Genomic DNA, 18761 nt, shown 5'->3' with positions numbered 1-18761 from the left:
AGGGTCGGGACCATGAAGGATCACCCCGCCACCGCCTTGACCGGCTACCCTTCGATCAGCGACGCCGACAGCGTGGCGCGCGCAGCCGCCTTTCACGCCCGCATGTCCGAACGCCGTACGGTGCGTGAGTTCTCCGACAGGCCGGTGGACCGGTCGGTGGTCGAGCGCGCGATCCTGACCGCCGCGTCTGCACCATCTGGGGCCAATCACCAGCCGTGGTTCTTCAGCGTCATTGAAAGCGCCGAAGCGCGATCGCGCATCCGGCAGGCGGCTGAGGCCGAGGAGCGGGACTTCTATGCCACCAAGGCCCCCCAGGAATGGCTGGACGCCCTGGCACCGCTGGGCACCGACCCGGACAAGCGCTTTCTTGAGGTGGCCCCCGTGCTGATCGCCGTGTTCAGCCAGAAGCGGGGTGGACCGCGTCCGGGCGACGCCAAGAAGAACTACTATGTGCCCGAAAGCGTCGGCATCGCCACGGGGTTTCTGATCGCGGCTCTGCATCACGCCGGCCTTGCGACCCTGACCCACACGCCCGCGCCGATGAGTTTCCTGGGCCAGATCTGTGGGCGACCGGACAGCGAAAAGCCGTTCCTGCTGCTGGTCGCGGGTCATCCCGCCGAGGGTGCGACCGTGCCGCTGGCCGCGCTGGACAAGAAGCCGCTGGACGCCGTCGCCGCCTGGATTTAACGCCGGACGATCCCAGCCTGAGAGTCATCGACATGAAGCGCATCGCCCTTCTCGCCACCGCCGCCCTGTTCGTCGCCGTGGGCGCGGGCCTCACGGCCAGCCAGGTCGACGCCTGGGGATCGACCGGGCACAGGACGATCGGTGTCGCCGCCGTGCGCGCCCTGCCGGCCGAACTGCCGGCGTTCCTGCGCACGCCGGGCGCGGCGGCCGAGGTCGGCGAGCTGTCGCGCGAACCCGACCGGACCAAGGGCGCGGGCCAGCCGCACGACCGCGAGCGCGACACCGCCCACTTCGTCGATCTGGACGACGATGGCCATGTGATGAACGGCCGGGGTCCGACCCTGTCCGAACTGCCCGAACTGAAGAGCGAATACGACGCCCAGCTGCTGGCGGCGGGTATCGAGGTCAACGACGCAGGTTACCTGCCCTATGCGATCATGGACGGCTTCCAGCAGCTGGCCCGCGACTTCGCCACCTGGCGGGTGCTGAACGCGGCGGAGGGGCGCGAACTCGATCCCGCCAAGCGCGCCTGGTACCGCGAGGACCGGCTGCGGCGCGAGGCGTTGATCCTGCGCGACATGGGATATCTGTCCCACTATGTCGGCGACGGCTCGCAGCCGCATCACCTGTCGATCCACTACAACGGCTGGGGCGATTATCCGAACCCGGAAGGCTTCACCAACTCACGCCAGACCCATGGCGCGTTCGAGGGGGCGTTCGTGCGAGGGAACGTCCGGCTGGATGCGGTCGAGGCCGCGATGCCGGCGGCGAACCTGGACGGATTCGACCTGCGAGCGCGGGTGGCGACCTATCTGAACGGGACCCTGGCCCAGGTCGTGCCCTTCTATCGGCTGGAAAAGACCGGCGCCTTCGCAGCGGATGCGGCGGGCGATGTTCTGGCACCGGGTGTCACCTTCGCCGATGCGCGGATCGCGGCGGGGGCGGCGGAGCTGCGCGACCTGACCATTCTGGCCTGGCGTCATGCGGGGACCCAGTCGATCGGCTGGCCCGCCGTGAAGGTCGCCGACGTCGAGGCGGGCACGGCCGATCCCTGGCTGGCCATGATCGGCGAGGACTGATCGGCCTTGTCCGACCCGACGCCCCCCGTCGTCATCCTGGATCGGTCGCAGATGGCCGAGAACATCGGCGCGGTGGCGCGGGTGATGGCCAACTTCGGGCTGGACCGGCTGCGGCTCGTCTCGCCTCGCGACGGCTGGCCCCAGGACCGGGCCTGGCCGCTGGCTTCGGGGGCCGACTGGGTGCTGGACGGGGTGCAGGTGTTCGACAGCGTCGCGGACGCCATGGCCAACCTCAACACCGTGTTCGCCACCACGGCCCGCCCGCGCGAGACGCGCCAGCCCGTCCGCACCCCGCGCGAGGCCTCCCGGGTCCTTTATGACGACGCCGCGTCCGGGCTGAAGATCGGCCTGCTGTTCGGCAGCGAGCGGGCCGGGCTGGAGACCGAGGACATCGCCCTGTGCCAGGGCATCGTCACCATCCCCATCGACCCCCGCCACCAGAGCCTGAACCTGGCCCAGGCCGTGTCCATCAACGCGTATGAATGGCGCACGATGGTTCTGGACGCACCGCCGCCGAACTTCCGGGAAGGCGACCCACCCGCTCCGGCCGAGCTCGCCGTAGGCATGTACGAGCATCTGGAGCGCGAACTGGACGCCGCCGGCTTCTTCCATCCGCCCGAGAAATTCCGCTCCATGAGCCAGAACCTGCGGGTCATGCTGGGCCGCGCGGCCTTCACCGAACAGGAGGTCGCGACCTTTCGCGGGGTGATCCACGCCCTGTCGAAGGGGAGAGGGAGGGTGCTGGAGCGGCTGGCGCGCAAAGCGGCGGACAAGGGCTGAGCGCCGCGATGCTGGACCGGGCCTATTCCATCTCCGATCTGCGTACCCGGGCCCGGCGTCGCCTGCCGCGACCGATCTTCGACTACATCGACGGCGGCGCGGACGATGAGCGGGCGCTGGCCAACAACGCCGGAGCCTTTGCGCGATACGACATCGTCCCCGACGTGCTGACCGACGTGTCCACGATCCGCACGACCTCGACCTTGTTCGGGCAGCCCGTCGCCTGGCCGCTGATGCTGGCGCCGACCGGCCTGACCCGAATGTTCCATCCGGGCGCCGAGGCGGCCGTGGCGAGGGCGGCGGCGCGGCACGGCGTCGCCTATGCCCTGTCGACGATGGGCACGACCCGGATCGAGGACTGGGTCGCGGACTTCACCGGACCGCGGGTATTCCAGATCTACGTCTTCAAGGATCGCGGACTGACCGCCGAGTTCGTCGGGCGGTGCAAGGCCGCCGGTGTCCACGGACTGGCGCTGACGGTCGATACGCCGGTGGCCGGCAACCGTGAGCGGGACCATCGCAACGGCCTGTCGCTGCCGCCCCGGCTGACACTGAACAGCATGGCCAGCTTCGCCTGTCACCCAATGTGGTCGCTGTCGGCCCTGGGTGGCCGCAAGTTCGACCTGGCCAATGTCAGTCATCGGGTCGATGCGCTCGCAGGCCGGTCGATGAGTCTGTTCGACTATATCGGCGCGCAGTTCGATCGCTCGCTGACCTGGAAGGACGTGGAGTGGCTGGCCTCTGTCTGGGGCGGGCCGCTTTCGATCAAGGGGGTGATGACGCCCGAGGACGCACGCCACTCCATCGACAGCGGGGCCAGTGGCGTCATGTTATCCAATCACGGCGGTCGCCAGCTGGACGAGGCCCCGGCTCCGGTCGATCAGATCGCGTCGGTGCGCGAGGCCCTGGGCGATGGGCCCGAAATCATCTGCGACGGCGGCGTCCGGCGCGGATCCGATGTGGTCAAGGCGCTGGCGCTTGGGGCAGATGGCGTGTCGGTCGGGCGACCGTATCTGTACGGGCTGGCGGCGGGTGGCGAGGCGGGGGTGGACCGTGCCCTGACCCTGCTGCGCGCCGAGTTCGAGCGGACGTTGACGCTGGCGGGCATCAACGACGTTGCCGCCATCCAGTCCCGCCATATAAGGCCATCGAAGTTTCCGTCCCCGTCCGCCAGGAGCCACTCATGAAGACCCGCGCCGCCGTCGCCTTCGAGGCCAAACGTCCGCTGGAGATCGTCGAGGTCGATCTGGAAGGCCCGCGCGCGGGAGAGGTGCTGGTCGAGATCAAGGCGACGGGCATCTGTCACACCGACGCCTACACGCTGGACGGGCTGGATTCGGAGGGCATCTTCCCGAGCATCCTGGGCCACGAGGGCGCGGGCGTTGTGGTCGAGGTCGGGCCGGGCGTGACGTCCGTCGCCGTCGGCGATCACGTGATCCCGCTGTACACGCCCGAATGCCGCCAGTGTAAGTCGTGCCTCAGCCGCAAGACCAACCTGTGCACCGCTATCCGCGCCACCCAGGGCAAGGGGCTGATGCCCGATGGCACCAGCCGCTTCAGCTACAAGGGACAGGCGATCGCCCACTACATGGGCTGCTCGACCTTCTCGAACTATACGGTGCTGCCAGAGATCGCTCTGGCCAAGATCCGCAAGGACGCGCCGTTCGAAAGCGCCTGCTACGTCGGTTGCGGCGTGACGACGGGCGTGGGCGCGGTGGTCAACACGGCCAAGGTCGAGCCGGGCGCCAATGCCGTGGTCTTCGGTCTGGGCGGCATCGGGCTGAACGTCATCCAGGGACTGAAGATGGTCGGGGCCGACATGATCGTCGGCGTCGACATCAATGACACGAAAGAGGAATGGGGCCGCCGGTTCGGCATGACCCATTTCGTGAACCCGAAGACCGTCTCCGACGTCGTCGGCCATCTGGTTGAACTGACCGGCGGCGGGGCCGACTACACCTTTGACTGCACCGGCAACACCACCGTGATGCGTCAGGCGCTGGAAGCCTGCCATCGTGGCTGGGGCGAGAGCATCGTCATCGGCGTGGCCGAGGCGGGCAAGGAGATCGCCACCCGCCCGTTCCAGCTGGTCACCGGCCGCGTCTGGCGGGGTTCGGCCTTCGGCGGCGCGCGCGGCCGCACCGACACGCCCCGCATCGTCGACTGGTACATGGACGGCAAGATCGAGATTGACCCGATGATCACCCATACGTTGCCGCTGGAGCGGATCAACGAGGCTTTCGACCTGATGCACGCGGGCGAAAGCATCCGCAGCGTCGTGGTATTCTAGAGTTCAATCAGAAACGGGAGGAACGACCATGTTCACGCATATGACCGTCGGGGCCAACGACCTCGATGCATCGCGCAAGTTCTACGATGCGGCGCTGGGGGCTCTGGGCATTCCGGCATCGACCGGGCCGGACGAGAAGGGCCGCTACTGGTGGCGCACGCCGCGCGGGGCCTTCGCCATCACCAAGCCGATCGACGGCGAGGACGCGTGCCACGCCAACGGCGGCACGATCGGTTTCGCGGCCGGCGACCTGGATGCGGTCAAGGCCTTCCACGACGCCGGCGTCGCGGCCGGAGGCACGTCGGTCGAGGACCCGCCCGGCCCGCGCCAGGGTCCGTTCGGCACGCTGAACCTGGCCTATCTGCGCGATCCGTCCGGCAACAAGATCTGCGCCCTGAACCGGGAGGGGTGATGCAGGTTTTGAAGACCCACGCCGTCCACGGCGGCACGCTGCGCTATCTGAAGCACGACAGCGCGGCGACCGGCACGTCCATGACCCTGTCGGTCTTCGTGCCGCCCGGCGAGGGGCCATTCCCGGTGCTTATCTGGCTGTCGGGCCTGACCTGCACCGAGGACAACTTCACGACCAAGGCCGGAGCTTACCGCGCCGCTGCCGAGCATGGGGTCGTCATCGTCGCCCCCGATACCTCGCCACGCGGTGAGGGGGTGGCCGACGATCCGGCATACGATCTGGGCCAGGGCGCGGGCTTCTATGTCGATGCGACGCAAGCGCCCTGGTCCCCCCATTTCCGGATGGAGACCTATGTCACCCAGGATCTGATCGCCCTGATCGACGCCGAGTTTCCGACGGCGGGCGTTCGCGGCATCAGCGGCCATTCGATGGGCGGCCACGGGGCTCTGACCCTGGCCCTGCGCCACCCGGACCTGTTCACCTCTGTCTCGGCCTTCGCCCCGATCTGTTCGCCGACGCGCTGTCCCTGGGGCGAGAAGGCGTTCAGCGCCTATCTCGGCCCCGACCGGGACGCGTGGGCGAAGCATGACGCCGCCCGTCTGATCGAGGCCGGGGCCGCGAAAGGCCGTTTCGCCGACATCCTGGTCGACCAGGGCGATGCCGACAGCTTCCTGGTCGACCAACTGAAGCCCGAACTGCTGCAGGCGGCGGCCGACACGGCGGGGCAAAAGGTCACCCTGCGGATGCAGCCGGGCTACGACCATTCCTACTTCTTCATGGCCAGTTTCATCGCCGAGCATGTGGCCTTCCATGCCGAAAGGCTTAAGGGCTGAACGATGAGCGATGAAGCCGACCATGAGCCGATGTTCGGTGCCCTGTGCACCGAATTGGGCATCTGCCTGCATGCCAAGGGCCAGGCCAAGGTCGTCGCCGCCCTGCCCTCCGGTCTGGATGCGGCGGTCAAGGCCGTGTTCGCCGCCGAGGGGATCGATTTCCTGAACGCGCCCGGCAGCCTGAAGCGGGACGTGCGCGACTGTCTGAAGGCCCATCTGCCTGCGGCATGAACGAAATCGGCCGCGAACCGCTTGGGTCCTGACGCCGACGGCCTACATGTCGTCCAGCTTCCACCCCAACCGCCAAGGAGCCATCTCATGGCCTTCACCCTGCCGCCTCTGCCCTATGCCTATGACGCGCTGGAGCCCGCCATCGACTCCGAGACGATGACGTTCCACCACGACAAGCACCATCAGGCCTATGTCGACAAACTGAACGAGGCGGTGGCCGCCGATGCGTCGCTGGCCGACCATTCGATCGAGGATCTGCTGAAGGGCGTGTCGAAGCTGCCCAAGGCCGTGCGCAACAACGGCGGCGGTCACTGGAACCACAGCCTGTTCTGGGAGCTGATGGCCCCGGTCGGTCAGGGCGGCGAGCCCTCGGCCGAGCTGGCCGCCGCGATCGATCGCGACCTGGGCGGGCTGGAAAAGTTCAAGACCGACTTCAACGCGGCCGGCGCAGGCCAGTTCGGTTCCGGCTGGGCCTGGCTGATCGTTCAGGACGGTGTGCTGAAGATCACCTCGACCCCCAACCAGGACAATCCGCTGATGGACGTGGCCGATGAAAAGGGCGCGGTCGTGCTGGGCGCGGACGTCTGGGAACACGCCTACTACCTGAAATACCAGAATCGTCGTCCGGACTATCTGAAGGCCTTCTGGACCGTCGTGAACTGGAACAAGGCGAACGAACTCTACGCCGCCGCGACGGCCTGAGGCCGCGAAGGGCGGGCCGTCGAGGAAACTTCATGGCCCGCCCATCTGGCATAGCCGCGCTTGCGCCCTATCTCAGCGTGGCTGTTCGTTTCAACGCGCTGAGGTTTCCATGATCCCCCATTTCAAGATCGCCGCCGCCGGGCTGGTACTGTCTGCGGTCCTGACCGCCGGGGCCTGTTCCAGGTCCGAAGACACCAAGGCTCCGGCCGTCGTCGCGACGGCCGCGCCCGTCGTCAACGGCGACGTGGCGCGCTTCAAGGTCGGCTCGATCGAGGCGATTTCCCTGCGTGACGGAACTCTGACCGTTCCCAATGACAACAAGGTTCTTGGAGTGGGCCGCTCGCCCGAGGAGGTCGCGGCCCAGCTGAGTGCCGCCGGAGCACCGACCGACAGCATTAGTCTGTCGCTGCAGCCGCTGCTGGTTCGGACGGGAGAGCGTCTGGTCCTGATCGACACCGGCGTCGGCGCGGGCATGGGCGGCGTGGGCGGAAAGCTGCAGGACAGTCTGAAGGCCGCAGGCGTCGATCCGGCCGACATCACCGAAATCCTGATCTCGCACAGCCACGGCGACCACGTCGGCGGCCTGGTCGGGGCGGACGGCAAGCTGCTGTTCCCCAACGCCGTCATCCGCATGTCGTCCAACGAGTGGGACTTCATGCAGGCCAACCCGGAACTGAAATCGGTCTCTGAAGCCATCCTGCCCAAGGTCCAGGTGTTCCGTTTCGGCGAGGAAGTGGCGCCGGGCATCACGGCCATCGACATTCCCGGCCACACGCCGGGCCACTCGGCGTTCGAGATCGCCTCGGGCAACGACAAGCTGCTCTACATCGGCGACGCGATGCACTCCTCGATCATCTCGGTTCAGAAGCCGGACTGGCAGATCCAGTTCGACAACGACGCGCCCGTTGCGACTGCCAGCCGCGTGGCGCTGGACCAGCGCGCCGCCGCCGAGGGCCTGCGTCTTTACGGCTACCACTTCGCCTATCCGGGCGTGGGCCGCATCGAGAAGACCGGCGACACCTATCGCTGGGTGCCGGAAGCCGCGCCGGCCAACTGAGGCGCTCAGCCTTGACCTGAGGGGGGCGGGCCGTCATAAGGCCCGCTTTCCCGCGCCCGGCCCCGGTCGGTGCGCGTGAAATGCACTACGGACGATGCGTGGACCGCCGTTGAGATCGCCCTTCCATTCGGGGAAGGGCCGGGCCGCATCATTTTGAAGAGACCCAGATGTCCAAGCGCCACAGCGCCAAGTATAAAATCGACCGTGCCATGGGTGAAAACCTGTGGGGCCGCGCCAAGAGCCCGGTGAACAAGCGGTCCTACGGCCCCGGCCAGCACGGCCAGCGCCGCAAGTCCAAGGTTTCCGACTTCGGCCTGCAGCTGAAGGCCAAGCAGAAGCTCAAGGGCTACTACGCCAACCTGACGGAAAAGCAGTTCCGCAAGACCTATGACGAGGCCGCCCGCCGGAAGGGCAACACGTCGGAGACCCTGATCGGTCTGCTGGAAGCCCGTCTGGACGCCACCGTCTATCGCGCCAAGTTCGTGCCGACCCCCTGGGCCGCGCGCCAGTTCGTCAACCACGGCCACGTGACCGTCAACGGCAAGAAGGTGAACATCGCCTCCTACACGCTGAAGCCGGGCGACGTCGTCGAGGTCAAGGAAAAGTCCCGCAACATGGCGCTGGTGCTCGAAGCCCAGCAGTCCGGCGAGCGCGACATCCCCGACTATCTGGAACTGGGCGACCGCGGCTTCTCGGTCCGTTTCGTCCGCTTCCCCGAACTGGCCGACGTGCCGTTCGCGGTGAAGATGGAGCCGAACCTGGTCGTGGAATATTACAGCTCGTAAGAGGCGGCGCTAACGCTCGGCCTCCGGTTCGATCTTTGATCGCCCGCCGACATCGTGAACGGAAAGGCCCGGAGACACTCCGGGCCTTTTTCGTTTTCAGCGTTCGTGCAAGGCTCCGATCGCGAACAGGATCGAGCCGATGATGTCTTCTGCCTTTGGACTCTTCCTCTTGGGGATGGTGTCCCAGGATGCCGCCTCGTCCGCGCTGGTTCAAGCGGAACAGGCCCAGACCAATGCCTACGCCTTCGCCCGGCCCAATCCTGGAATCCACTTCTCACCGACCGGTGGCGCGAGCTATGCCATGAGTCAGGGATGCATTCCTCACATCATGACGGGTCGACCCGCGACGGATTTCTTCACGACCGCCGCCATTCGTCGGGGACCCCGGATACAGGGACAGTACACAGTCACCAACCGCGTCACCCTGCGAGAAGACGCGATCGGCAGCTGCACGGTCGTTGTCACCGCAGGCGATCCGGAAGGTCTTCGTACCGAGATGCTGAACGTGTTCGACCGGATCACGGCTGTGCGGATCGTGCAAAGCGACAGCGGCGCAGGCTCGGCGGACTCCAACGGAAGTTTCCGGCAGGAGCTTCACTGCATCACGCTGAACGGACAGCCGCTCTACCTGCTGATGTCATCGTCCTCGGAACGGAATCGGCCCCGGCTGATGGCCAGTCTTGGCCGGGACACCGATGGGGAATGCGTCCGCCGCATCACACGCTGATCCTTCGTGCCGAGAGCCGGGGCCGTGGATTTGACTTGCGCCGCGACGTAAAGCACGCTTTCCATACGCATCTGACAGGGAGGGTGTCATGGATCGGAGACAGGTGCTGGCCGCAGGCGTGGCCATGGGGTCGTTGCCGGGGCTGAGCTGGGCGCAGGCGGCCGAGACTGCCTGGGTCAAGCAGACGACCGAGCCGTACCGGGGCAAGCAGGACGACGTGGTCTTCGTCGACGCCCTGACCGGCTGGTACGGCAATGGCGCGGGCAAGCTGTTCAAGACGACCGACGGCGGCCAGACCTGGACCCAGATCCTGGACCGGCCCGGCACCTTCGTGCGGGCGCTGGGCTTCGTGGACGCGAACCTGGGGTTCCTGGGCAATATCGGGCCGGACTATTTCCCCGGCGTGACGGATGCCCAGCCGCTGTACCGGACCCGCGATGGCGGAGCGTCGTGGCAACCGGTGCCGATCCACGGCCCGGCCGTGACCGGCATCTGCGCCATCGATGTGCACAAAGCCTCCTTCATCAACGCCGGCGTGCTGGATCACAGGGTGACCATCCGGGCGGGCGGGCGGGTCGGTGGGCCGGCGCTGCTGGCGACGTCTCGCGATGGGGGTGAGACCTGGACCTCTGAGGACCTGTCGGCGCTGACGGCGATGATCCTGGACGTGCATTTCGTCGATGAGCGGATCGGCTTCATCTGCGGGGCGTCGGACACCAATGTCGAACAGTCGCATGCGGTGATCCTGCGCACCGGCGACGGGGGGCGCAACTGGTCGCGGGTGTATGAAGGGACCCGGCCGTTCGAGCTGACCTGGAAGATGAGCTTCCCCAGCGAAACGACCGGCTATGTCACCGTGCAGAGCTACAATCCCGATCCGGCGGTGACCCAGCGGGTGTTCGCCAAGACGACGGACGGGGGGCTGACATGGTCGGAGATGCCGCTGGTCGACAGTGCGGCGGTTCGTGAGTTCGGCGTCGGCTTCGTGAACGAGCGCTACGGCTGGATCGGTGCCGTGCCGAACGGGTTCGAGAGCCGGGACGGGGGCGCGACCTGGGCGGCGGTGCAAATGGGCAATGCGGTGAACAAGATCCGGATCGTGCCGAACGGGTCGGGCGTCGCGGTCTTCGCCATCGGGGTCGAACTGCACCGTCTGGACCTGCCGGACTGAGGCGCTCGCCCGGTCGGAGAAAATCAGGTGCGAAAGGGGCCGAATTGGGCGATGATGCGGCATACTGGCTGAACAGGACCCGGGACATGGCTCCCTTCCGATCTCTCGCTGCCGCCGCCCTGCTCGTGCTGGCCACGTCCGGCTGCGCGATGTTTCGACAGGATGCGCCAGTTCAGACGGCGGCCATGCCCGGTCAGCTTGAGCCGATCCATGCGGCGGCGATCACCAACGATCTGGCGGTCTTCTGGGTCAGTTCCAACGGTTGTACCGACAAGGATGATCTGACGCCGGTCGTGGACCGCATGCGGGACGGCTCGACGATCACGCTTCGCCGCATCGACGAAGACCGTTGCGACCATCCGCTGGCCGACGGTGTAGAGTTGCAGTGGTCGTTCGAGGAACTGGGTCTGGCCCCCGGCACCCGGGTGTCGGTCAACAATCCTTATCAGCTGCCGCCGACGACCTGATCTAGCGGCGCTCGAAGGTCGGCAGCATGGTCGCCGGGATGCGGGTCGGTCGCATCGTCCGCGCCTCGACCAGGCACCATTCCGAAAGCCCTTGCGCGCATAGGCGGCCCTCGCCGTCCTCGATCCGGACATAGCGGGCGAAGCGCGGACCGTGGGGGTCGCCGACCCAGGTCCGGGCGGTGGCGGTCGCGTCGGGCTGCAAGGCGCGCAGATAGTCGATCTCGTGCCTCAGGGCGACCCAGGACCATTTCGCCCGAGTCTCCGCATCGAAGCGGGCGTTCCAGTGGGCCGTGCCGGCGTCCTGCAGCCAGCCGACATAGACGACGTTGTTGACGTGGCCGTTGTCGTCGATGTGCTCGGGCCGGATGTCGAGCGGAAGTTCGAAGACCTCGCGATCCACGCGCGGCTCGAGGACGGGCCGGGCCAAGGCTCAGGCCTCGCCGAGCGGCACGCCCTTTTCGACCATCAGGGCGGTCAGTTCCCCGGCCTGGAACATTTCCTTGACGATGTCGGAGCCGCCGACGAACTCGCCCTTCACATACAGCTGGGGGATGGTGGGCCAGTCGGTGAAGGTCTTGATGCCGTCGCGCAGGCCATCGTCCTGCAGCACATCAACGCCGACGAAGGAGGCGCCGATGTGATCCAGGATCTGGACCGCATGGGCCGAGAAGCCGCAGCGCGGGCTGTCGGGCGTGCCCTTCATGAACAGCACCACGGGATGTTCGGCCACGGTTTGGGCGATGAAGGCGTGGATCGGATCGGCCGGGGTCGCGGTATCGAGAACTTGGTCGGACACGGAGGGACGCCTTTCGTTGCAGGCGTCAGCTAGGGTCGGCGACCCCTGTGGTCAAGGGCCGGAGCCATCACCTGACCGCGATCAGGCTGTGGATCACGCCGCGACCCTGGCCATCTCGATTTGGGCGGACAGGCCGGGCGGCATGTCCTTTTCGGGGACATCGGCCAGGAAGTTCAGCCGTTCGGCGTCGTGCGCCTTGATCAGCACGCTGGAGACGGACGGGTCGGTCATGGCGTGGGCCAGGCAGATGGCCTCGGCCGTCCAGTTCGGCGTGCGATGCAGGAAGGCGAAGGTTCCCGCGCCCGCCAGGGGATCGTCCTTGGGTCGGCCGCCCGAGCCGAAGCCGAACAAACCCTTTTTTGGCTGGCTGAGCGAGACCGCCTTCTTTTCGGTGTTCAGGCTTTCGGGGAAATAGTCATAAGCCAGGATCGCCATGTCCTGTTCGCGGGCGGCCCGCATCCGCGAGCGGGTCTTCCAGTCGACGTTGACGTGAAAGGGCGTGGCCAGCACATCGAAGGCCCCGGTGGAGACATAGGCGTCCATCACGTCGCCGTCGCCGCTGACGCCCAGATAACGGACCCGCCCCGTGGCGCGGAGCGCCTTCAGCGCGCTCAGCGAGGATTGCGGCAGTTCGTCCTCGCCCGGCTCCTCGAGCAGGGCGACGTCGATCCAGCCCAGACCGGAAACGTGCAGGGCGCGATCTATGGCACCGGTCATCCCTTCGGCGGAGAAGTCCCGGGCCGAACCGCGACGACCGTCGCCGGCCCCCAGTTCCAGACTGACGTTCAGCAGCTTGCGATCCACATTGGCCAGGGCCTGGCCCACGACCTCGGCCAGCACCGGATCGGCGGTCTCCAGACGGTAGGCGTTGATGCCGGCTTCGAGGGCGGAATAGATCAGATCGCTGGCCGCGCCCTGGCCGCGCGACAGGCTGTCGAGGCCCAGGCTGAGCGTCAGGGTCGAGATGGCGGCGCCGGACGCGCCGAACGGGCGATAGCGCATGGGATCAGCCTGTGGTCGGCGGGGCGGAGGTTTCGAGCGCCAGGGCGTGCAAGGCACCGCCCATGTGGCCCTTCAGGGCAGCGTAAACGAGCTGGTGTTGTTTGACGCGTGGCACGCCGGCGAAGGCGGCCGAGACGATCCGTGCGCGATAGTGATCTCCGTCGCCCGCCAGATCGTCGATCGCGATCTCGGCGTCGGGAAAGGCCTGGATCAGATAGGCATGCAGGGTGTCGACGGACATGGGCATGGAGGGCGAACGGCTCCGGGAGTTCGGCAGGCAGAATGAAGCGTAAGGGTTAATGGCAAGCTACGGAGAGGCTGGTGTCAGACGCGCTCCATCGCTCTTCCGCTGTGAACGGGCGGGCGTGGCGGACAGGAAGGAAGGGTTTCTTCACAGCGAGCACAACGGAAGCGAAGACACGAAGGACACGACGGGACCGCGTGTGCGGCTGCGGTCGGGGGACGCCTCCGGGATGGATTGCGGCGAAGCCGCCTTACGCGGCGCGGCGTTGGGGGGCGGCGGTCGTGTGACAGCTGCTCGGTTCCGCCGTGCTCTCCGTGCCTTCCTCCGTTCTCTCCGTGATGAACCTCTTTCTACCATCCAGACGCTCGGTCAGATCGGCATGGTCACGACCCTCAGGGCTTCATCCGCTCCATCAGAAGCGTCGGTTCGGCGTGGTAGGTGCCCTCGGCGTAAGTGACATAGCCGACGCGGCCCGCCAGACGGATCGAGGCCAGGTTGCCGGGACCGATCATGCAGACGGTGCGCGACGCCTGCAGAACGGTGTCGACCCAGGACAGGGCGGCATCCACCCCCTCGCGGGCCAGACCCTGACCCTGGAAGGCGCCGCCGATGCCCCAGCCGAGTTCGGGCGCGTCCATCGGCGGGACGACGTCGCGGCGGTAGTCCAGAACGCCGACGGAGCCGACATAGGCCCCGCCCGCTTTCAGCCGCATGGTCCAGTTGCCGCGATTCAGGGCCGACCAATGGCCGAGATCACGCAGAAGGCGGAACCAGACCTCCTCCTCCGACAACGACCGGCCGGTGATCTCGCGTGTGAAGGCCTCGTCGCGCCACAGGGCGCAGAGGTCGTCGAAGTCGGACAGGGCGACCGGCGTCAGGATCAGCCGGTCGGTTACCAGGACAGAGCCTGTCACATCAGGCCCAGTTGCTTGAAGCTGGTCACGCCCTCGCGGCCGACGATCAGGTGGTCGTGGACCTCGACCCCCAGGGCTCTGGCCGCCTGGACGATCTGTTTGGTCATGTCGATGTCGGCGCGGCTGGGGGTCGGGTCACCGGAAGGGTGGTTGTGGACCAGGATCATGGCGGCGGCGCTGACCTCCAGACCCCGTCGAACGACCTCGCGCGGATAGACGGGGGCGTGATCGACGGTGCCGCGGTTCTGGATTTCGTCCAGGATCAGCTGGTTCTTCTTGTCGAGGTACAGCACCCGGAACTGTTCGCGCGGTTCGTGCTGGAGGGCCAGGCGGACATAGGCGAGAAGCGCCGTCCACGAGGAGATGACGGGGCGTTTGACGGCCGGTTCCTTGGCCACGCGCTGGGCGACTTCGTGCAGGGCCGCGAGGTCGAGTGCGGTTTCCATGCCGACGGACTTGGTGCGGCCCCTGGTGTCCTCGGTGCGGACGGTCATCAGGTCCTCGACGCTGGCGGCGAGCACGGCGGCGAGGGAGCCGAAACGGCCGAGCAACGCCTTGGCGATGGGTTTGACGTCGCCCTGGGGCTGGCTGCGGAACAGGAACAGCTCCAGCAGCTCGTAGTCGGGCAGGTGCGTCAGGCCGGCGGTGCGCGCGCGGTGGCGCAGGCGTTCGCGGTGGCCGGCGTGGTGGGGCAGGGGCTTGGGGGCCTAGGACTGGTCTTGCTCGCTCACCCCAAACTCCCGCTCATCCCGACGGAAGTCGGGGTCCAGTCCTGAGCCAGACGGTATTCTTTCGGCCCACGAGTTCAAGCATTGCAACCAACGAAAGAACTGGATCCCGGCTTTGACTGCTTCGCGCCGCCCTTCGGGTCGCCGGGATGAGCGGAAAAACTAGTCGGCGGTGTACACCGCGATCGTCGTGACCTGCCGGGCCGACCGGGCGGGGCGGGCGTCACCCTCGACCACCAGGCGGAAGGGGCCGTCTTCAGCGCCGATCGGGGCGCCGTCGACCTTATCCGCCAGCAGGACGGCGGTCGGGCTGATCGCGGTATCGACCTCGGCCAGAGACAGAACGACGCCATAGCCGTCGGCGGCCCGGACGGTGACGTAGTCCAGAAGCGCCGGGCCGCGCAGGCGCTCGCCCAGCGGCGCATCGACCCGTTCCAGCACGGTGGCGAGAAGGGGACCCGAAAAGGCATGGGTTTCGCCGTGGATCGTCAATGACACCGTCTGGCGCGGGAACGCGGCGATATCGGCGGCGGTCAGGGTCACGGGCGTGCCCGAGAGGCCGGACACCGACACCGTCTGGGCGGTCGCGGGCAGTGCCAAGGCCATGACGGCCATGGCACCCAGCACAGCGCGCATCAGACAGCGGCCGAGGGGTTGAACAAGCCCATCGCGCTGGTGGTGAAGATTTCGACGCCGTCCTCGGTCACGCCGACCGTGTGCTCGCACTGGGCAGACAGGGACTTGTCGCGGGTGACGGCGGTCCAGCCGTCGGAGAGGACCTTCACGTGCGGCTTGCCCAGGTTCACCATCGGCTCGACCGTGAAGAACATGCCGGGCTTCAGCACCGCGCCCTCGCCCTTTCGGCCATAGTGCAGGACGTTGGGGCTGTCGTGGAACAGGCGGCCGATGCCGTGGCCGCAGAAGTCGCGAACCACCGACATGCGGTTGGCCTCGACGTGGCGCTGGATGACGAAGCCGATGTCGCCGAAGGTGTTGCCGGGCTTCACCTGCTCGAGGCCCAGCGCAAGAGATTCATAGGTGACGTCGATCAGCTTCTGGCTGCGGGCGTTGATGTTGCCGACGGCGTACATGCGGCTGGAATCGCCGTGCCAGCCGTCGACGATGACGGTGTGGTCGATGTTGACGATGTCGCCGTCCTTCAGCACCCGGTCGCCGGGAATCCCGTGGCACACCACATGATTGATCGAGGTGCAGACGGTCTTCATATAGCCCTTGTAGCCCAGGCAGGCGGGCAGGCCGCCGCGGTCCAGGGTGTACTGGCGGATGCGGTCGTCGATCTCCTGCGTCGTGACGCCGGGCACCACATAGGGGGTGATCATGTCCAGCGCGTCGGCCACCAGACGCCCGGCGATCCGCATGCCCTCGAAATCGTCAGGCTCATACAGGCGGATGGCGCTGGTGCGGACCAGGGTGTCGGTTTCCAGCTCGGGCGTTTCGTACATCGGTGGGTCTCGGGCACGCTGGGATCAGCGTTTCGGGGCTCAGATGGCGAGCCTAACACGGAATCTCAAGCCGTTTTAGGGCCGTGCGTCGCAAGGGCGGCTTGCGGGACCGGCAAGCCGGCCTAGGTGTTCCGCATGGAAACCACATCCCCGACCGCCGCCGTCCTGATCATCGGCGATGAAATCCTGTCCGGGCGGACGGCGGACACCAATCTGAACACCATCGCGCGGTTCTTGGGGGCCCTGGGCATCGATCTGATGGAGGCGCGGACGGTGGGTGATCGGCCGGGCCAGATCGTCGAGGCCCTCAACGCGCTGAGGGCCGGCCACGACTATGTCTTCTCCACCGGCGGGATCGGGCCGACGCACGACGACATCACGGCGGACTGCGTGGCCGAGGCGTTCGGGGTCGGCATCTCCGAACGGGCCGACGCCCTGGCGATCCTCGAGCGGCGCTATGGCGACGACCTGAATGAAGCGCGGCGCCGGATGGCGCGGATTCCGGACGGCGGGGTCCTGATCGTCAACCCCGTGACCGATGCGCCGGGCTTCCAGATCGGCAATGTCTTCGTCATGGCGGGCGTGCCGAAGATCATGACGGCCATGCTGGAGGACGTGGCCCCGCGCCTGCGCACCGGGGCGGTGGTCCACGCCCGGACCCTGAGGGTGACGGGTGTCGGCGAGGGGGCGATCGCCGCGCCCCTGGCCGAGGCGGCGAAGGCCAGCCGCGACCTGTCCTTCGGCAGCTATCCGTTCGGAGCGGGGTCGGACGGCGAGCTCGGGACCAATCTGGTCGTGCGCGGCAGAGACGCCGCAAGTGTGGATGCGGCGATCGACGCGCTGGCCGAGCGGCTGGCGCAGGATGGCGTGACTACGGTCAAGATCGCCCCTTGACGCCATTTTAATGCACGGTTCAACGAACAATGGGCGACGGATCACATATTTGAAACATTGAGACCGGTTACATTGCAACAATCCACCGCGTCGCGCACTCAGGGATGACCAGGGCCTCCCTGCCCTCCCTTCCCCGAACGCCAGCGACGCTCCGCAGAACCGGGAGCGCCCGAAAGGATGCTCCATGCCCATTTCCACGACCCCGGCGGGCGCTGTTCGCCTCACCGTCTGCATCGCCGCCCTGACGGCGGTGGCCACGCCGTCCCTGGCCGAGACCTTCTATTTGAAGGAACAGTCGGCGCGCGGCGCGGGCCGCGCCTATTCGGCCGAGACGGCCGACACCGGTGTTTCGTCCCTGTGGTGGAATCCGGCCTCGATCGCGCGCAGTGGACGCGAGCTCTATGTCGGGCTGCACGGCCTGTTGCTGGATTCCGGCGTCGACAACGCGGGTTCGACCCTGACCTATCCGGGTGGCGTCACCGTGCCGGTCACGGGACCGCTGGGCGTCAGCCACGAGGGCGACGCGATCGAGAGCGGGCTGGTGCCCAACTTCGCCTTCGCCATGCCCATCGGCGTCCGGTTCGCGGTCGGGGTCAGCGTCGCCGCGCCCTACAACTTCACGACCAAGTACGAGCCGGGTGCCTTCACCCGCTATGACGCCCTGACGTCGGAACTGCGCTCGGCCAACGTCGGGCTGACGGCCGCCTATCAGGTCAACGACTGGCTGGACGTCGGGGCCGGGCTGGACATCCAGTATGTCGAGGCGTTCCTCGGCTCGAGCCTGCCCAACCTGTCGCCCCTTCTGCCGGACGGCCGCTCGACGCTGCAGGGCGACGGCGTCGATTATGGCTGGAACGTCGGGGCCCAGGTGCACAAGGGCCGGTGGGATTTCGGCCTCAGCTACCGTTCCGAGATCGAGCACGAGCTGGACGGCGACGTGAACATCTCGGGTCTGCTGGGACCGATCGCGGCGGGCAATGTCGCGACCGACGGCACGGCGACCTTCACCACGCCGTGGTTCGCCTCCGCCTCGATCCGCTATGCCGTCACCGACCGACTGACCCTGAACGCACAGGTCAACCGCGTCGGCTGGTCCAAGTTCGACGCCATCCGCGTGCAGTATGCGACGGGCGGCGACACGATCGTGCAGGACTATGAGGACACCACGGGCGGCTCGGTAGGCTTCGACTATGTCGCCAACGACCGCGTGACCTTCCGGGGCGGGATCGCCTACGACCCGACGCCGACGCAGGACGGCGAGCGAACCGCGCGCATCCCGGACGGCGACCGCTTCCTGTATTCGGGCGGAGTGTCGATCAAGGCGACCGACGCGATCACGGTCGACACGGCCCTGACCTACATCGCGCTGGACGACACCACGATCTCCAGCGACCGGACCTTCTACGCCGGGACGCCCGCCGCCACGACCAGCCAGCTGCGCGGCCGGGCCGACGGCGAAGGCCTGGGGGCCTCGGTCGGGGTGCGCTGGGCGTTCTGAT

24 protein-coding genes are annotated in these 18761 nt (G+C 67.2%); 16 read left to right on the top strand and 8 right to left on the bottom strand.

Annotated elements, in window-relative coordinates; all coding sequences use genetic code 11:
• Positions 1-12 precede the first annotated feature (12 nt).
• From AC1DW4_RS10670 to AC1DW4_RS10605, 14 genes are all read left to right on the top strand, one after another.
• On the top strand, positions 13-687 hold the full coding sequence (locus AC1DW4_RS10670) for a nitroreductase family protein (protein ID WP_477017239.1): 675 nt from the start codon (positions 13-15) through the stop codon (positions 685-687).
• Between the two features lie 32 nt (positions 688-719).
• Positions 720-1766, top strand: coding sequence for a S1/P1 Nuclease (locus AC1DW4_RS10665; RefSeq protein ID WP_477017238.1), 1047 nt, complete (start codon positions 720-722; stop codon positions 1764-1766).
• 6 nt (positions 1767-1772) lie between these two features.
• Entirely contained in the window at positions 1773-2546 is a 774-nt protein-coding gene (locus tag AC1DW4_RS10660) for an RNA methyltransferase (protein ID WP_477017237.1), read from the top strand.
• 8 nt (positions 2547-2554) lie between these two features.
• Positions 2555-3733: an alpha-hydroxy acid oxidase gene (locus AC1DW4_RS10655; RefSeq protein ID WP_477017236.1), complete on the top strand. Its 1179-nt coding sequence runs from the start codon at positions 2555-2557 to the stop codon at positions 3731-3733.
• Positions 3730-4836, top strand: a complete 1107-nt coding sequence (locus tag AC1DW4_RS10650) for an S-(hydroxymethyl)glutathione dehydrogenase/class III alcohol dehydrogenase (RefSeq protein WP_477017235.1) — start codon at positions 3730-3732, stop codon at positions 4834-4836. The genes AC1DW4_RS10655 and AC1DW4_RS10650 overlap by 4 nt, the downstream gene beginning before the upstream one ends.
• 28 nt (positions 4837-4864) lie before the next feature.
• Positions 4865-5248 carry a VOC family protein gene (locus AC1DW4_RS10645; protein WP_477017234.1) on the top strand — a complete coding sequence of 128 codons (384 nt, stop codon included), beginning with the start codon at positions 4865-4867 and terminating at the stop codon, positions 5246-5248.
• On the top strand, positions 5248-6081 hold the full coding sequence (fghA, locus tag AC1DW4_RS10640) for an S-formylglutathione hydrolase (protein ID WP_477017233.1): 834 nt from the start codon (positions 5248-5250) through the stop codon (positions 6079-6081). The genes AC1DW4_RS10645 and fghA overlap by 1 nt, the downstream gene beginning before the upstream one ends.
• Before the next feature lie 3 nt (positions 6082-6084).
• A complete protein-coding gene (locus AC1DW4_RS10635; protein ID WP_477017232.1) occupies positions 6085-6312 on the top strand; it encodes a hypothetical protein in 228 nt (75 codons plus the stop codon).
• A gap of 87 nt (positions 6313-6399) precedes the next feature.
• Positions 6400-7014 (top strand): superoxide dismutase, encoded by a 615-nt coding sequence (locus tag AC1DW4_RS10630; protein ID WP_477017231.1) that lies wholly within the window; start codon positions 6400-6402, stop codon positions 7012-7014.
• A gap of 109 nt (positions 7015-7123) precedes the next feature.
• Positions 7124-8071: an MBL fold metallo-hydrolase gene (locus AC1DW4_RS10625; protein ID WP_477017230.1), complete on the top strand. Its 948-nt coding sequence runs from the start codon at positions 7124-7126 to the stop codon at positions 8069-8071.
• 167 nt (positions 8072-8238) lie between these two features.
• Complete coding sequence (gene rpsD, locus AC1DW4_RS10620) at positions 8239-8856, top strand: 30S ribosomal protein S4 (protein ID WP_013270528.1); 618 nt, start codon at positions 8239-8241, stop codon at positions 8854-8856.
• A gap of 139 nt (positions 8857-8995) precedes the next feature.
• Positions 8996-9583 carry a hypothetical protein gene (locus AC1DW4_RS10615; RefSeq protein WP_477017229.1) on the top strand — a complete coding sequence of 196 codons (588 nt, stop codon included), beginning with the start codon at positions 8996-8998 and terminating at the stop codon, positions 9581-9583.
• Positions 9584-9671: 88 nt separating this feature from the next.
• Complete coding sequence (locus AC1DW4_RS10610) at positions 9672-10754, top strand: WD40/YVTN/BNR-like repeat-containing protein (protein WP_477017228.1); 1083 nt, start codon at positions 9672-9674, stop codon at positions 10752-10754.
• 86 nt (positions 10755-10840) lie between these two features.
• Positions 10841-11221 (top strand): hypothetical protein, encoded by a 381-nt coding sequence (locus AC1DW4_RS10605; RefSeq protein WP_477017227.1) that lies wholly within the window; start codon positions 10841-10843, stop codon positions 11219-11221.
• A 1-nt stretch (position 11222) separates the two neighbouring features.
• Here AC1DW4_RS10605 and AC1DW4_RS10600 read toward each other — a convergent pair whose 3' ends face one another.
• The 8 genes from AC1DW4_RS10600 to map form a co-directional block, all read right to left on the bottom strand.
• Positions 11223-11648, bottom strand: coding sequence for an acyl-CoA thioesterase (locus AC1DW4_RS10600; protein ID WP_477017226.1), 426 nt, complete (start codon positions 11646-11648; stop codon positions 11223-11225).
• Between the two features lie 3 nt (positions 11649-11651).
• The gene (grxD, locus tag AC1DW4_RS10595) at positions 11652-12017 is read right to left on the bottom strand and encodes a Grx4 family monothiol glutaredoxin (protein ID WP_477017225.1); all 366 of its coding nucleotides are present in this window, start codon (positions 12015-12017) and stop codon (positions 11652-11654) included.
• Positions 12018-12110: 93 nt separating this feature from the next.
• Positions 12111-13019, bottom strand: coding sequence for an aldo/keto reductase (locus AC1DW4_RS10590; protein WP_477017224.1), 909 nt, complete (start codon positions 13017-13019; stop codon positions 12111-12113).
• A gap of 4 nt (positions 13020-13023) precedes the next feature.
• Positions 13024-13266 carry a BolA family protein gene (locus AC1DW4_RS10585; RefSeq protein WP_477017223.1) on the bottom strand — a complete coding sequence of 81 codons (243 nt, stop codon included), beginning with the start codon at positions 13264-13266 and terminating at the stop codon, positions 13024-13026.
• A 389-nt stretch (positions 13267-13655) separates the two neighbouring features.
• Positions 13656-14177, bottom strand: a complete 522-nt coding sequence (locus AC1DW4_RS10580; protein WP_477017222.1) for a GNAT family N-acetyltransferase — start codon at positions 14175-14177, stop codon at positions 13656-13658.
• Positions 14174-14842: a RadC family protein gene (gene radC / locus AC1DW4_RS10575; protein WP_477017293.1), complete on the bottom strand. Its 669-nt coding sequence runs from the start codon at positions 14840-14842 to the stop codon at positions 14174-14176. Before radC ends, AC1DW4_RS10580 begins: the two co-directional genes overlap by 4 nt.
• A 225-nt stretch (positions 14843-15067) precedes the next feature.
• Entirely contained in the window at positions 15068-15541 is a 474-nt protein-coding gene (locus AC1DW4_RS10570) for a molybdopterin-dependent oxidoreductase (protein WP_477017221.1), read from the bottom strand.
• Positions 15541-16368 (bottom strand): type I methionyl aminopeptidase, encoded by an 828-nt coding sequence (map, locus tag AC1DW4_RS10565; RefSeq protein WP_477017220.1) that lies wholly within the window; start codon positions 16366-16368, stop codon positions 15541-15543. Before map ends, AC1DW4_RS10570 begins: the two co-directional genes overlap by 1 nt.
• A gap of 135 nt (positions 16369-16503) precedes the next feature.
• On the opposite strand from map, the gene AC1DW4_RS10560 reads away from it, so the two are divergent.
• Both AC1DW4_RS10560 and AC1DW4_RS10555 read left to right on the top strand, forming a co-directional pair.
• Positions 16504-17262: a competence/damage-inducible protein A gene (locus tag AC1DW4_RS10560; protein ID WP_477017219.1), complete on the top strand. Its 759-nt coding sequence runs from the start codon at positions 16504-16506 to the stop codon at positions 17260-17262.
• Between the two features lie 184 nt (positions 17263-17446).
• Positions 17447-18760, top strand: a complete 1314-nt coding sequence (locus tag AC1DW4_RS10555) for an OmpP1/FadL family transporter (protein ID WP_477017218.1) — start codon at positions 17447-17449, stop codon at positions 18758-18760.
• Position 18761: the final 1 nt, after the last annotated feature.

The sequence above is a fragment of the Brevundimonas sp. P2_A6 genome (assembly GCF_056404975.1).
Note: the sequence above shows the minus strand (reverse complement) of the source record. Positions and strands in the feature narration are given on the sequence as shown.